Origin of the sequence: Streptomyces olivaceoviridis, from assembly GCF_014650115.1 — a bacterium.
Classification (GTDB): Bacteria; Actinomycetota; Actinomycetes; order Streptomycetales; family Streptomycetaceae; genus Streptomyces; species Streptomyces olivaceoviridis.
The window spans coordinates 33,180-48,250 of the sequence record NZ_BMUI01000018.1 but is presented as its reverse complement, the minus strand read 5'-3'; the positions used below and the strand labels follow the sequence as shown (position 1 = coordinate 48,250).

Genomic DNA, 15,071 nt, shown 5'->3' with positions numbered 1-15,071 from the left:
GGGGGCGCGCTCGCTGCGGAGCGCGCCCCCTGGGTCAGCCGCGGGTCACGACTTCAGGTACAGCCGGTTGATGTCGATGAGGCTGGACACCGAGCCGTAGCGGGCACCGCCCACGTTGGAGCCGGAGATCTGGAACTGCTTCGTGTACCACAGCGGCGCCGCCGGGATGACGTTCTCCAGCAGGTAGTGGTGCGCTTCCTTCCAGGTCTTGGCGGCGTCGGTCGGGTTCTGCGTCATGGCCTTCTTGATGAGGGCGTCGACCTTCGGGTCCTTGACGTGCGAGTAGTTCGAGGAGCCGTCGAAGACCTGCGAGCCGTCGTAGATCGGGGTGACGACCGTGCCCGGGGACGGCCAGTCCTGGCCCCAGCCGGTGATGTAGGCGTCGTACGGGTTCTTGAGCTTGCCGATCTGCTCGTAGTAGCTCGCAGAGTCGACCTCCTTGGCGACGACGTCGAACCCGACCTTGGTCAGGGCGTCCTCGATGGCGACCTTGCGCTTCTGGCCGGCCTCGCTGTTGGCGTAGGCGAAGACGATCTTCTTCTCGGCGGCCGGGACGCTCTTGAGGATCTCCTTGGCCTTGGCGATGTTGCCCTGCGGGGTCTTCAGCCGGCCGTAGGGGTCGTAGCTCGGCTCGTAGCCGGGCAGCGTCGGCGCGAAGTAGTTCGGCGCGACGTCACCGCCGTAGGCGCCGCCCTCACCGGCGATGAGGGACTTGGAGTTGACCGCGTAGGTGACGGCCTCGCGGACCTTCTTGTCCTTGACCCGGTCGAGGTTGAAGGTCAGGGTCATGACGTAGGGCTGGTAGCCCTTGACCGTGCGCTTGCTGGCCTCCGGGTTGTTGATGACGTCCTGGATCTGCGTGGCCTCGACGCCGTTGGTGAGCTGGATGGCGTTCTTGTTGTCACCCTCGTCGGCGATCAGGCGCTTGGTCTGGGTGGACTCGGTGACGCCGAACTGGATGGTGAAGCCGTCGACGTACTGGTGGCGCACGGAGTCGGTCTTCGGGTCCCAGTTGGTGTTCTTGACCAGCTTCAGGGTCTTGCCGGCCTTGTTCTCGGCGATCTTGTACGGGCCGGTGGCGACCGGCTTCTTCTCGTACCTCTCCTTGGTGTCGCCCTTCGCCGGGACGATGGAGTAGCCGGCCATGGCGAGCGTCTGCGGCAGGTCCGGGCGCGGCTGGTCGAAGTGGAAGACCACCGTCTTGTCGTCCGGGGTGTCCAGCACCGAGGCCGGCAGGTGCTTGCCGTCGAAGCCGCCGCCGGGCAGGGCCTTGCGGTAGTCGGCCCCGCTCAGCCAGGTCTGGAGGTAGGTCGGGCCGTCGAAGACGAACTTCGCGTACAGGCGCTCGACGCTGTGCCGGACGTCGGCCGCGGTGATCGGGTTGCCGTTCTCGTCCTTGATGCCGTCCTTCAGCGTGAAGGTCCAGGTCTTGCCGCCGTCGGAGGACTTGCCGGAGTCGGTGGCGAGGTCGCCGACGACGGACACGTTGCCCTTGTCGTCCTCCTGGAACTGGGTCAGGCGGCGGAAGAGCAGGTTGGCGACCTGGCCGGCGTCGGAGACGTAGATCTGGGCGGGGTCCAGGTGGGACAGGCCCGCCTCCTGGTACACCGTGATCGTGCCGCCGGGTTTGGCGCCGGGCACGTCCTTCGCGGGTCCGGTCGAGCCCGCGGCGTCGACATAGGTGACCGCCTTCGACTGGACCGCCGCTTCCTTCTGGTCCTTCTTGGAGTCCTTGCCGGACTTGCCGCCCTCGTTCTTGGAGCAGCCCGTGAGAGCCAGGGAGCCGGCCGCGATGGCGATCACTACGGCACGCGCTCCGCGGGCGCGATGAGACATCATGTGGCGAATCCACCTACCTGTCGGTTGTTATCCGTGAGATCTGCCGGGCGCCGGCCGGGTGCGGGCCGACGGGGGCGGCAGCCACCCCCCACCCAACGGACGACCTACCGCCCGGACTTGGGGTCGAACGCGTCCCGTACGGAGTCCCCCAGGAGGTTGAAGCACAGGACGAAGACCACCAGCGCCACCCCGGGGAAGAACATGAACGCCGGGTCCTGCTCGGCGTACCGGGCGCCGGCGGCGAAGAGGCGTCCCCAGTCGGGCGTCGGCTCGACGAACCCCACACCCGCGAAGGACAGGAAGGCGATGCTGAGGATGGTGCTGGGCAGTTGGTACGTGAACTGCACCAGGATCGGGGTGACGACGTTGGGCAGGATCTCCTTGCGCACGATCCGCCACGGCGAGGCGCCCGAGACCTTGGCCGCCTCCACGAACTCCCGTTCGCGCAGGGACAGTACGGTCGACCGGACGATGCGGGCCATGCCCATCCAGCCCAGCAGCCACAGCACGATCAGCATGGCCAGGGCGCGGAAGTAGGTCGGCGTCTCCTCGCGGGGATCCACGAAGAAGGACGTGACGACGGGCATGAAGGCGATGAAGAACAGCTGTTGCGGGAAGGAGAGGAAGAAGTCGGTGCCGCGGCCGATCCAGTAGTCCGTGCGACCGCCGGAGTACCCGCCGATCAGGCCGATCACGACACCGGTGACCATGATGAGCACGGTGATGCCGAGCGCCATGTACAGCGAGGTGCGCATGCCGTACAGCAGCATGGCGTAGAGGTCGCGGCCGTACTGCGGTTCGACGCCGAACCAGTGGTCGCCGGAGACGCCCCCCAAGTAACCCAGCGGAAGCCCGAATTCGTCGAGGACGGGCTTGTCGGCGTAGGTGGGATCCTGGCCGTACAGGGTGTACGGATCAGTTCCCGTCAGCTTCACCAGCAGCGGGGCGAGCAGGGCGACGACGAAGTAGCCGATCACCACCACGGCGCAGATGACGCCCGTGCGGTCGCGCTTGAAGCGCAGCCACATCAGCTGGCCGGGGGACCGGCCCGCGAGCGTGACGGGTTCGCTCTTCGTCTCCGGCCCTGGTGCGCCGTCGACGACGACCGGAGCCCCGCCGCCCTCTACATTGATAGGACTTGTCACGGTTCGTCCGTTTCACAGGTATAAGCGTGAGAGGTGTCCGCGTACTCCGAGAACGCGCGTGACCGCAGTCGGACGCGCGTAGTTACCGGGGTTCCCTCCTCATGACTTCACGTGTTCACCAACTGTCGAGGGTTTCCGTCTTCCCTCCGACACCCCTGACGGAGGGTCAGAAACCCCGTGGTGCTCGTGAGTCGGCGCTGTCCCCACAGCGCGAGACCCATTGACCCGAGCGCTACGCGGCTAACTATCTGCCATGGGTCGACCACCGACCACTGCCCGTAGATCTCAATTCAGTCACAGCTGACGCCTACACCTTCCAAAATCTGGACAAACTGTTCGTCAGAAGAAGGCGCGAAACGGACTTGTTACATGGCTATCGGGCAGCGATCTCCGCATGTCGGACATGGGGCGCCCGAAAACGGGTTGCAAAAAGCCCGGGTTCCCCCACCGTGGGGGAACCCGGGCTCAGCTGGCCGGGAATCAGCCGTGCTTGGCGCGGCTCGCGGCACGCGCCCGCTCCCGCTGGTCGAGCACGACCTTGCGGATGCGAACGGCCTCCGGGGTCACCTCGACGCACTCGTCGTCGCGGCAGAACTCCAGCGACTGCTCCAGCGACAGCTTGCGCGGCGGAACGATCGACTCGGTCACATCGGCCGTCGAGGACCGCATGTTGGTGAGCTTCTTCTCCTTGGTGATGTTGACGTCCATGTCGTCGGAACGGGAGTTCTCGCCGACGATCATGCCCTCGTACACCTCGGTGCCCGGCTCCACGAAGAGCACGCCGCGCTCCTGAAGATTCGTCATCGCGAACGCGGTGACGGCACCGGAGCGGTCGGCGACCAAGGAGCCGTTGTTCCGGGTCTGGAGCGGGCCGGCCCACGGCTCGAAGCCCTCGTGGATGGAGTGGGCGATGCCCGTGCCACGGGTCTGCGTCAGGAACTCGGTGCGGAAGCCGATCAGGCCACGGGAGGGGACGACCCACTCCATGCGGACCCAGCCGGAGCCGTGGTTGGACATGTTGTCCATGCGGCCCTTGCGCACGCCCATGAGCTGGGTGACGGCACCCATGTGCTCCTCGGGCACGTCGATCGTCATGCGCTCCATCGGCTCGTACGTCTTGCCGTCGACGTCCTTGGTGACGACCTGCGGCTTGCCGACGGTCAGCTCGTAGCCCTCGCGGCGCATGGTCTCGACCAGGATGGCGAGCGCCAGCTCACCACGGCCCTGCACCTCCCAGGCGTCCGGACGCTCGGTCTCCAGGACACGGAGGCTGACGTTACCGATCAGCTCGCGGTCCAGGCGGTCCTTGACCTGGCGGGCGGTGACCTTGCGGTCCTTGACGGCCGCCTTCTTGTCGGCGCCCTTGCCGGTGGCGCCACGGCCGACCAGCGGGGAGGTGTTGGTGCCGATCACCATGGAGATCGCCGGCTCGTCGACCTTGATCAGGGGCAGCGCGACCGGGTTCTCCGGGTCGGCCAGCGTCTCGCCGATCATGATGTCCGGGATACCGGCCACCGCGCAGATGTCACCCGGGCCCGCCTTCTCGGCCGGCTTGCGGGTGAGCGCCTCCGTCATCATCAGCTCGGAGATGCGGACGTTGCTGACGGAGCCGTCCCGCTTGATCCAGGCGACCGTCTGGCCCTTGCGCAGCTCGCCCTGCTCGACCCGGAGCAGGGCGATACGGCCGAGGAAGTTGTCGGCGTCCAGGTTGGTGACGTGCGCCTGGAGCGGGGCGTCCTCGTCGTAGGTCGGGGCCGGGATGTGCTCCAGGATGGTGGAGAAGAACGGCTCCAGGCTGGTGGAGTCCGCCGGGACCGTGCCGTTGTCCGGCTTGGTCAGCGAGGCGATGCCGTCACGGCCGCAGGCGTAGACGATCGGGAACTCGATCTGCTCCTCGTCCGCGTCCAGGTCGAGGAAGAGGTCGTAGGTCTCGTTGACGACCTCGTCGATACGGGCGTCCGGACGGTCCGTCTTGTTGATGCACAGGATGACGGGGAGCCGGGCCTGGAGCGCCTTGCGCAGCACGAAGCGGGTCTGCGGCAGCGGGCCCTCGGAGGCGTCCACGAGCAGCACGACGCCGTCGACCATCGACAGACCGCGCTCGACCTCGCCGCCGAAGTCGGCGTGGCCGGGGGTGTCGATGATGTTGATGGTGATGGGCTCCCCGCCGTCCTTGGGGTGGTACTTCACCGCCGTGTTCTTGGCGAGGATCGTGATGCCCTTCTCACGCTCCAGGTCGTTCGAGTCCATGACGCGGTCGTCGACCTGGTCGAGCTGGTGGGCGGCGAAGGCGCCGGCCTGCTTCAGCATCCCGTCGACGATGGTGGTCTTGCCGTGGTCGACGTGGGCGACGATGGCGACGTTGCGAATGTCGTGGCGCGTGGCCATAGTGTGGCGTACTCCCGGAGTGTGCGGACTGCCCTGCGCGTACGTCCGTCGCGCGGGCCCTGCCGGGCTGGACACGCCACGGCCTCACCCCATGGTACGTGGCCTCTGCCGCGGGAGCTCGCCGGGATACGAAGGTGCAGCTCAGGCCGCCTCCCACGCCCCCGGCGACGGCTATTTGGCCGGGCTCGGCGAAACCTTCGCCCCCTTCTTCAGGAAGCCCATGTCCTCGTAGACCGGCGTCCCGAAGCCGAAGGCCCCGGCGTTCACCACGTTCTTGCGGACCCCCACCAGCTGGGGCCGCTGGTAGAGCGGGATCGAGCCGGCGGCGGCCCAGATGCGGGCGTCGGCCTTGCGGATCAGGGAACGCGCCTCGTCCTCGTCCAGCGTGGTGGCGGCCTGGTCGAAGAGCTGGTCGACCTGGTCCGTGCCGACCCGCGTGTAGTTCTGCTCGACGTTCACCGAGCCGTCCGCCGCCGCGACCGGCTTGGCGTAGATGGGCCGGGCGTCCGTCGCCGGGAACGCGGAGGACGGCCAGGAGTACAGGGCGAGGTCGTAGTCGCCGGCGGCGATGTGGTCCTTGAAGTAGCTCTCGTCGGAGACCTTCGTGATCGTCGTGCGGATGCCGACCTGCTCCAGCATCGCGGAGATCCGCTCGGCGACCGAGTTCAGCGTCTGCGAGCCGGACCCGGAGGGCAGGACGAAGCGCAGCGCGAGCGGCCTGCCGTCCTTCGCGAGCGGTCCGGCGGGCGCGGCGGCCGGGGCGGCCGTGCCCTGGGGGGCGTAGGCGCCGGGCGCGCCGCCGTGCTTGCCCTCCCGCACGAGGTGCTGGTCGGGGTGCTCGTGCTGGTCGCCGGCGGACTCGTGGTGCTTGCCCTTGCCGTCGCGGTCCGGACCGCCGTGGTTCCCGCCGCCGGCCTGGCCGCCGCCGTCGCCGGGCCCGTCGTCGCGGCCCTTCTCGTCGTCGTCCTCCCCGACGATGTACTCGCCGTCCTTGCCGCCGTTCGACACGTCCTCGGCGGGGCGCTCGGGGCCGGCCGCCTTCTCGGGCTTCTTCTGCTCCTTGAGCGGGCCGCCGCGCACCCAGCCGGCGTCGGCGAGCAGCGCCTGCGCCTCCTTGGCGTCCTGGCCGCCGATCGCGCCGCTGGCGTCCGCGTAGGCGGCCTGCCCGGACAGGGCGAGGTGGCTGCCGACGGGCACGGCGGGCAGCCCCAGCGGGGTGAGCACCAGCCGGGCCAGCTCCACACGGTCCAGGGCGCGGGCGACGGCCCGGCGGACCCGGTCGTCGGCGAGGGGACCGGTGGAGCCGTTGAGGGCGAGCTGGGTGTAGGCGGGCTCCAGGGACTTGCGGACCTCGACGTCCCGCAGCGCCTGCTGCTGCTCCAGGTACCGGGTGATGGCCTTGCGCAGCTTGTTCTGGCCGGCGTGCACCTGGTCGGAGTCGAAGCCGTGCGCGAGCGCCCAGTCGCGCAGCTTCTTCGCAGAGGTCTTGCCCCCGGCGCCCTGGAGCGGGGTGCCGGTGCCCTTCTCGCGGCCCGCGAGCGCGATCCGCTGGGCGTCGCCGGAGTCGATCTCGGCGAGGTCCACGCTGCCGTCGGCGAGGGCGGCGGCCCGCTTGTCGCGCGACACGGCGTGCAGCACGATCTCGTTCAGCTTGGCGGGCTTCCCCCACCAGCGCGGGTTGCGGGTGAGGACGACGTCCTTCTTGGCGGTGTCGACCTTCGTGACCTTGAAGGGCCCGGCGGTGACCTTCAGCTTGCGCCGGGCGCCGTCGTTGAAGGCGTCCGGGGTGCCCGTGACGTCCTTCGGGTACAGCGGGGAGAACAGCGACTTCCAGTCGGCGTAGGGGCGGGAGAAGGTCACCCGGACCTGGAGGTCGCTGGCGCCGCGCTCGATCTTGGCGATGCGGTCGTAGCCGGCGTTGCGGGCGGTCCAGAAGGCGCTGTTCCTGCCGGACAGGGCGCGCCACTGGGCGACGAAGTCGGCGGCGCCGATCTCCCGGCCGTCGGTCCAGACGGCCTGCTGGTTCAGCTTGTACAGCACGACCTGGCGCGGCTCGGTCTCGATGACCTTGGCCGATTCCAGGTAGGCCGGGTTGGGCACCGGCCGCCCGGCGGCGTCCAGCCGGAACATGGACGGCAGCACGGCCTGGGCGACGCGGCTGGTGCCGGCGTCGGCGTCGGCCTGGAAGGTGTTCAGGGTCTCCGGTACGGCGTCCACGGCCCACTTCAGGGTGCCGCCGTCGGCGACCTTGTCGCGGGTGACGAGAGCGATGTCCTGCGGTGCGAGGGGGGTGCCGGCCTCGTCGTCCTCGCCGCAGCCGGCGAGGAGGGGGACGGCGAGGGCGCTCGCGCCGAGGAAGACGAGGGCGCGCTTCACGTGCCGGGACCGGCCGCCGGCCGGCTGCGGGTGCGTCGTGGCTGGTCGCGCCCCGCGGCAGAGCCGCCCGTCGAGGGAGCCCCGCACCCCTGTGGGGCGCTGCCCAACGCCGTCGTAGGACATCTCTGCTACCTCCAGGAAGCCACGGGCCTTATGCTCGCATTTGTCGGTATATGGAGCTGATCACGTTTGGCGGTATATGGAGCTGATCAGATCTATGCGGCCACTGAAGAGGAAAGGATCCGGCCACGGTGGGCGACACGGCGACGACGGCCGGCAAGCCCACCCGTGCGGCGCAACACACCGGGCGGTGCATCCGTGCGCCTCGGCCAATCGCTGCACATCCCTTCACACCGGCGTGCGTGAGGCGCAACACTCCAAGGCGCATGAACGTTGCCGCCCATGGCCGCCGGACCCGCGGAAGCGAGGGCAAGTCATGTCCGTGCACGACGACATCAACGCCGTCCAGCGCTGCCTCGACGACCTCAACCGGTCGGTGAGCCGCCTGGAACACCAGCTCGGCAGCGCTCTGGAGATACGCCGGGTCCGCCTGGACGCCGACCACCTGCGTGAGAGCGTGGCACTGCTGCGGGAGGCCGCCGCCCCGGCCACGCCACGCCGGCCCGACCTCGTCACCATCTCCGACGCGCCGTACGACATCAGCCTGTGGACGGACTCGGACGACGAGGGCCTGGGCGCCCGCGACCGCCGCGCCCCCTGACACTCCCCCGAACCGACCGGAGTCCCCCTTGGCTACTGGTACGGAACCCCAACAGAACAGCGGTGGCGTACGCACCCGTACGCGCGCCGCGATCGCCGCCCCGCACCTGCGGACCGACCGCTGGTGGCTGGCGCCCGCCGCCACCGCGGCCGGCCTGCTGGCCTTCGTCGTGTACTCGACCTGGCGGGCCTTCGCGAACGCCCACTACTACGCGGCCCCGTACGTCTCGCCGTTCTACTCGCCGTGCCTGGCGGAGAACTGCCGGACCATGCGCGCCGGGCCCAACGCCGACCTTTTCGGGAGCTGGTGGGGCATCTCCCCCGCCGTCATCATCCTGATCTTCCCGCTCGGCTTCCGGCTGACCTGCTACTACTACCGCAAGGCGTACTACCGTGCCTTCTGGGCGTCCCCGCCCGCCTGCGCGGTGGCCGAGCCGCACCGGACGTACACCGGCGAGACCCGCTTCCCGCTGATCCTCCAGAACATCCACCGGTACTTCTTCTACGCCGCCCTGCTGGTGGCCGGCGTGCTGACGTACGACACCGTGCTGGCCTTCCGGGACCAGCACTACCGGTGGGGGCACATGGGCCTGGGCACCCTGGTCTTCCTCGCCAACATCCTGCTGATCTGGGCGTACACCCTCTCGTGCCACTCCTGCCGGCACATCGTCGGCGGCAAGCTCAAGCACTTCTCCCGGCACCCCGTGCGCTACCGCGCCTGGCAGTTCGTCGGCCGGCTCAACGCCCGCCACATGCAGCTCGCCTGGGCCTCGCTGCTCAGCGTGGCGCTCGCCGACTTCTACGTCTACCTGGTCGCGTCCGGGGTCTTCGACGATCCGCGCTTCTTCTAGAGATCCAGTGAGGGACTGACTGATGTCCGTGGTCGACCGGCAGGAGTGGGACGTCGTCGTGGTCGGCGCCGGGGGCGCGGGCCTCCGCGCGGCGATCGAGGCGCGCGAGCGGGGCGCCCGTACGGCGGTGATCTGCAAGTCGCTGTTCGGCAAGGCGCACACGGTGATGGCCGAGGGCGGCATCGCGGCGGCGATGGCCAACGCCAACGAGCACGACACCTGGCAGGTCCACTTCCGCGACACCATGCGCGGCGGCAAGTTCCTCAACCAGTGGCGGATGGCCGAACTGCACGCGCGGGAGGCCCCGGACCGGGTGTGGGAGCTGGAGACCTGGGGCGCGCTGTTCGACCGTACGAAGGACGGCCGCATCTCGCAGCGGAACTTCGGCGGGCACGAGTACCCGCGCCTGGCCCACGTGGGCGACCGTACGGGCCTGGAGCTGATCCGCACGCTCCAGCAGAAGATCGTCGCGCTCCAGCAGGAGGACTTCCAGGAGACCGGGGACTACGAGTCCCGGCTGAAGGTCTTCCAGGAGTGCACGGTCACCCGGATCCTCAAGGACACCGCGTCCGACGGCGGCTCCGCCGCGGGCCGCGTGAGCGGCGTCTTCGCCTACGACCGTGAGACCGGCCGCTTCTTCGTCCTCCAGGCGCCGGCCGTGGTCCTCGCGACCGGCGGCATCGGCAAGTCCTTCAAGGTAACGTCCAACTCGTTGGAGTACACGGGCGACGGCCACGCGCTGGCGCTGCTGGCCGGCGCCCCGCTGCTCAACATGGAGTTCGTGCAGTTCCACCCGACCGGCATGGTCTGGCCGCCGTCGGTGAAGGGCATCCTCGTCACCGAGTCGGTGCGCGGGGACGGCGGGGTGCTCCGGAACTCCGAGGACAAGCGGTTCATGTTCGACTACATCCCGGAGGTCTTCAAGGAGAAGTACGCCGAGTCGGAGGAGGAGGCCGACCGGTGGTACGAGGACCCCGACCACAACCGCCGGCCGCCCGAACTCCTCCCCCGCGACGAGGTGGCCCGCGCGATCAACGCCGAGGTGAAGGCGGGCCGGGGCTCCCCGCACGGCGGGGTCTTCCTGGACGTGTCGACCCGGATGCCCGCCGAGGTGGTCCGGCGCCGGCTGCCGTCCATGTACCACCAGTTCAAGGAGCTGGCGGACGTCGACATCACCGCGGAGGCGATGGAGGTCGGGCCGACCTGCCACTACGTGATGGGCGGCATCGCCGTCGACTCCGACACGGCGGCGGCGCGCGGGGTGCCCGGGCTGTACGCGGCCGGTGAGGTGGCCGGCGGCATGCACGGCTCCAACCGGCTCGGCGGCAACTCCCTCTCGGACCTGCTGGTGTTCGGGCGCCGGGCCGGCCGGCACGCGGCGGAGTACGCGCGGGCACTGGCCCACCGGCGCCCGCCCGTGGACGACGCCCAGGTCGGCGCGGCGTCGGCGGAGGCGCTGCGGCCGTTCTCCGCCGGGGCGGAGGGCGAGGCGGGCCCGCGGGAGAACCCGTACACCCTGCACCAGGAACTCCAGCAGGCGATGAACGACCTGGTCGGCATCATCCGCCGCGAGGGCGAGATGGAGCAGGCCCTGCACAAGCTGGCCGAGCTGCGGGTGCGGGCCCGGCGGGCCGGCGTCGAGGGCCACCGCCAGTTCAACCCCGGCTGGCACCTCGCCCTGGACCTCAGGAACATGCTGCTGGTCAGCGAGTGCGTGGCCCGGGCCGCGCTGGAGCGCACCGAGTCGCGCGGCGGGCACACCCGCGAGGACCATCCCCGGATGGACCGGGCCTGGCGCAACGTGAACCTGCTGTGCACCCTCGCCGACCCCGCCGGCGGCCTCGCGGCGACCGACCCGGCCCGCGGCCAGATCCGCCTCACCCGCGAGACCACCGAACCCATCCGCCCGGACCTGCTCGCCCTCTTCGAGAAGGAGGAGCTGGTCAAGTACCTCGCCGAAGAGGAGCTGTACGAGTGAGCAGCTACGAAGCCCGCTTCCAGGTGTGGCGGGGCGACGAACAGGGCGGCGGCCTGAAGGACTTCACGGTCGAGGTGAACGACGGCGAGGTGGTCCTGGACATCGTCCACCGCCTCCAGGCCACCCAGGCCCCCGACCTCGCCGTGCGCTGGAACTGCAAGGCGGGCAAGTGCGGTTCGTGCTCGGCGGAGGTCAACGGCCGCCCCCGGCTGCTGTGCATGACCCGCATGTCGGTCTTCGACCGCGCGGAGACGATCACGATCACCCCACTGCGCGCCTTCCCGGTGATCCGGGACCTGGTGACGGACGTCGGGTTCAACTACCAAAAGGCGCGCGAGGTCCCGGCCTTCGTGCCGCCCCCCGGTCTCGGCCCCGGCGAGTACCGCATGTTCCAGGAGGACGTGGACCGCCCGCAGGAGTTCCGCAAGTGCATCGAGTGCTTCCTGTGCCAGAACACCTGCCATGTGGTGCGGGACCACGAGGAGAACAAGCATGCCTTCGCCGGCCCGCGCTACCTGATGCGCGTCGCCGAACTCGACATGCACCCGCTGGACGCGGCAGCCGAGACCGGCCTGGACCGCGGTCGCACCGCCCAGGACGACCATGGCCTCGGCTACTGCAACATCACCAAGTGCTGCACCGAGGTCTGCCCCGAGGGCATCAAGATCACCGACAACGCCCTGATCCCGCTGAAGGAACGCGCGGTGGACCGCAAGTACGACCCGCTGGTCTGGCTGGGTTCGAAGATCAGGAGGCGGTCGGGGGCGTAGTCACCCAGTCCTCCCGGTATGCCCGCCAGTCCGCCTCGGTGGCCGCGAAGTCCACGTAGAGGGCCACGCCGAAGCGGGCGCGGCCGGCGTCCGTGCGGCTCAGCCCGAGACGGACCCCGCGGACGGCGGCCGGGACGGTCTCGGCGCGCGCCCGGTGACCGAACCGGTTCTCGTGGTAGAAGGGCAGGCCCATCAGCAGGTCGGTGCTCTCGGGGGTGACCTCCAGGGCGAGGCTGGTCTGCTGGGCCACATAGCCGCCGTACAGGCTCTCCAGCGGCTGCATGGTGTCGTACGACATGACGGCGATCTGGTCCACCCGGCGGGCCACCTGCCCGAAGTACGCCTGCGACCACCACTTGGGGTGGCCGGTGGTCGCGCCCCAGAAGGAGTGGAAGGCGGGCAGCGGGTCGATCTGGTGGGCCGCGACGGAGAGGACGGCGCCCCGGGCGTGGGTGAGGTCGCGCAGGTCGTCGAGGAGGGACAGGTAGTCGCGGTCGCCGGAGTGGAGCGGTTCCAGGTCGAAGTGGGTGCCCTCGAAACCGGCGGCGAGGATCTGCCGGGCCGAGGCGACGATCGCCGCCCGGGTCGCGGCGCGCTCCAGGCGCAGGCCGTGCGGGCTCTCACTGGCCAGCTTGTCGCCGAGCCAGGCATGGACGCGGACGCCGGGGAGTTCCCGGTGGACGGCCGCGATCAGCCGGCGGGCCTTCGGGTACGCCGACGCCGGAAGGGTCCCGTCGTGTTCGAGCGGCCCCGCGTGGACGTACAGATCGCGGATCCCCGTGCCCCTCAGCCGGCGGGCGAGGGCCTCGACGTCCCGGTCGGTCCTGCGTCCGTCCACCCAGGCGTGCCCGAGCCAGAGGGCGTCCTGGTGCCGGGTGCGGGTGCCGGGGGCGGGGTCGCCGGTGTAGTTGAGACGGAGGGCCGTCTCGGCGGTGAGGAGGGGGAGCAGGAGCAGGGCGAGGAGGCCGGCGGCGATCCGGAGGATGCGGCGTGTGCGGGGGCGGGGGCGGGGGGCGGTCTGGGGTCCGGCGTCGTCCGGGTGGGGGCGGTCCTGCTGGACGCGGTCCGGCGCCGGGTGGTCTTCGCCGGTCGGGGCGCCGCCGGGAGGGACGCTGTCGGGAGGGACGCCGTCGGTATCGGCGTCGTCGGTATGGACGTCATCGGTCCCGACGTCCTCGGTCCCGACGTCCTCGGTCCGGACGCCATCGGTCCGGTTTCCGCGCGTCCGGTTCTCGTCCGTCCGGTTCTCGTCCATTCCGCCCCCCTGTCCGCCTGGTCCCCCACCCGTATCCGTCCCGCTCGCGGAGCCGTCTACCTGCCCATACGCTCCGAAATGTGACGTCCTCCCTGTTCCGGGGCCGGCCCCGGCGGGCCACCGCGCACATACGGGTGCGGGTGGCGCATACCGTGCTGGGCGCCCTGGTGGGGGCCGGGTGGCTGGTGTTGCCGGTGATGACGGTCGATACCCATGCTCCGGTTCCCGTGGGGCCCGCCGGCGCGGTGGCGAGCGCCGCCGCGCCGCAGCAGACCGGCACGTCGACCGCCGACCTCGTGCTGCCGCTCATCGCCGGGGTCGCGGCCGTGGCCCTGGCCGGATACGGCTGGCTGCGGCGCACCCGCCGGACCCGGACCCGGACCACCCCGGGGAGCCTCCCCGCGCATCCTCCCGTGCCCGCCCCGGCCGCCTCCGAACGCCAGGCCCGGACGGCACTGCGACTGGCCGACGACTGCGTACGGACCAGCCGGGAGGAACTGTCCTTCGTGCGGGAACGGTTCGGGGAGCAGCGGACCGAGCCGTTCACGCACGCGCTGCGGGCCGCCGGGACCGAGCTGTCGGCGGCGTTCGCCGTCTGGCGGCGGTACGAGGAGGGCGTCCCCGAGGAGGCGGGGGCCCGGCGTCAGGCGCTGGTCGGGGTGATCGGCCGCTGTGCGGAGGCCGGGCGCCGGCTGGACGCCGAGGCGGAGGCGCTGGACCGGTTGCGGGGTCTCACGGCGGACGAGGAGGGGATGCGCGCGGCGCTGGAGGTGGCCGAGGAGCGGTTCCGGGAGCTGGCGGCGCGGACGATGACCGCGCAGAGGACCCTGGCGGCGCTGCGGGAGCGGTACGCGCGCTCGGTCGCCGGGTCCGTCACCGGGTACGTCGAACAGGCCAAGGACCGGCTGGTGTTCGCCGGCGCCCGGCTGAACGAGGCCCGGCAGGCCGCCGATGTGGGCGAGACACGGCGGGCCGCGTGGCAGTTGCGCGCGGGCGAGGGCGCGGTGGCCCAGGCGGGGGTGCTGGTGGGCGGGGTGGAGCGGCTCGCGGCCCAGGTACGGGAGGCGGCCGGACTGGTACCGGCCACGCTGACCGGCGCGGAGGCGGAGCTGGCGGCGGCCCGGCGCACCTCACCGACACCGGGTGAGCCGGAGGCCCGGCCGGCGCCCGCCGACGAGGGGCCGGCGGTGGTCCGGCGTGAGACCGAGCGGGGCTCGCCGGCCTTGGGGGAACCGGCTGCCCGGTCGGCCCACGTCGACGGGGTGTTGGCGGTGGTCCGCGAGGAGCTGACCGGTGGGGCGTACGACCCGCTGGACGCGCTGCGCCGGATCACTCGGGCCGTCGAGCGGCTGACGGGGGTGCGGTCGGGGGTGCTGGGCGCGGCGGCGCTGCTCGTGGCGCGCAGTTCGGTCGCCGGGGCGGAGGAGTTCGTCGGGGTGCACCGGGGGGCGGTGGGTGCGGAGGCCCGGGCCCGGCTGGCGGAGGCGGTACGCGAGCTGGGCGCGGGCAACACGGGGTGCGCCGACGTCGTGGCCGGGGAGGCGCGGAGGCTGGCCGACCGGGATGTCCGGGCCCACGGCAGCGAGGGGGACGCGACCGGCCCCGCCGGTGCGGTGCTGGGCGGCATCCTCCTCGGAGAGGACCCGGACGGCGGTCCCCCGCCCGCGTTCGGCGGCCCACAGAGCCGCTCCCGGCTGCACAGGTAGGGCCGTCGTCCGGGGACGCCCCCACACCGGCACCGGCGGCGGG

General features: G+C 71.0%; 10 protein-coding genes. 5 read left to right on the top strand and 5 right to left on the bottom strand.

Annotation, left to right across the window (positions count from 1 at the left end):
- Positions 1-45 precede the first annotated feature (45 nt).
- The 4 genes from IE273_RS28835 to IE273_RS28820 all read right to left on the bottom strand — a co-directional run bounded on the left by IE273_RS28835 (position 46) and on the right by IE273_RS28820 (position 7,871).
- Positions 46-1,839, bottom strand: a complete 1,794-nt coding sequence (locus IE273_RS28835) for an ABC transporter substrate-binding protein (RefSeq protein ID WP_189818104.1) — start codon at positions 1,837-1,839, stop codon at positions 46-48.
- 104 nt (positions 1,840-1,943) lie between these two features.
- A complete protein-coding gene (locus IE273_RS28830; RefSeq protein ID WP_189818103.1) occupies positions 1,944-2,984 on the bottom strand; it encodes an ABC transporter permease in 1,041 nt (346 codons plus the stop codon).
- Between the two features lie 480 nt (positions 2,985-3,464).
- Positions 3,465-5,372, bottom strand: coding sequence for a translational GTPase TypA (gene typA, locus IE273_RS28825; RefSeq protein WP_189818102.1), 1,908 nt, complete (start codon positions 5,370-5,372; stop codon positions 3,465-3,467).
- Between the two features lie 171 nt (positions 5,373-5,543).
- A complete protein-coding gene (locus tag IE273_RS28820; protein WP_229887653.1) occupies positions 5,544-7,871 on the bottom strand; it encodes an ABC transporter family substrate-binding protein in 2,328 nt (775 codons plus the stop codon).
- A gap of 313 nt (positions 7,872-8,184) precedes the next feature.
- Here IE273_RS28820 and IE273_RS28815 point away from each other — a divergent pair, with 313 nt between their 5' ends.
- The 4 genes from IE273_RS28815 to IE273_RS28800 are packed head-to-tail and all read left to right on the top strand — an operon-like array spanning position 8,185 to position 12,067.
- Entirely contained in the window at positions 8,185-8,469 is a 285-nt protein-coding gene (locus IE273_RS28815; protein WP_014674766.1) for an Rv0250c family protein, read from the top strand.
- A gap of 28 nt (positions 8,470-8,497) precedes the next feature.
- Complete coding sequence (gene sdhC, locus IE273_RS28810; RefSeq protein WP_189818101.1) at positions 8,498-9,319, top strand: succinate dehydrogenase subunit SdhC; 822 nt, start codon at positions 8,498-8,500, stop codon at positions 9,317-9,319.
- A gap of 22 nt (positions 9,320-9,341) precedes the next feature.
- Positions 9,342-11,297 carry a fumarate reductase/succinate dehydrogenase flavoprotein subunit gene (locus IE273_RS28805; protein ID WP_189818100.1) on the top strand — a complete coding sequence of 652 codons (1,956 nt, stop codon included), beginning with the start codon at positions 9,342-9,344 and terminating at the stop codon, positions 11,295-11,297.
- Entirely contained in the window at positions 11,294-12,067 is a 774-nt protein-coding gene (locus tag IE273_RS28800) for a succinate dehydrogenase/fumarate reductase iron-sulfur subunit (RefSeq protein WP_189818099.1), read from the top strand. The genes IE273_RS28805 and IE273_RS28800 overlap by 4 nt, the downstream gene beginning before the upstream one ends.
- Here the strand turns inward: IE273_RS28800 and IE273_RS28795 are convergent.
- Positions 12,045-13,322 (bottom strand): glycoside hydrolase family 18 protein, encoded by a 1,278-nt coding sequence (locus tag IE273_RS28795; RefSeq protein WP_229887651.1) that lies wholly within the window; start codon positions 13,320-13,322, stop codon positions 12,045-12,047. The genes IE273_RS28800 and IE273_RS28795 overlap by 23 nt on opposite strands.
- An 80-nt stretch (positions 13,323-13,402) precedes the next feature.
- On the opposite strand from IE273_RS28795, the gene IE273_RS28790 reads away from it, so the two are divergent.
- On the top strand, positions 13,403-15,028 hold the full coding sequence (locus IE273_RS28790) for a hypothetical protein (protein WP_189818098.1): 1,626 nt from the start codon (positions 13,403-13,405) through the stop codon (positions 15,026-15,028).
- The last annotated feature ends 43 nt before the right edge of the window (positions 15,029-15,071 follow it).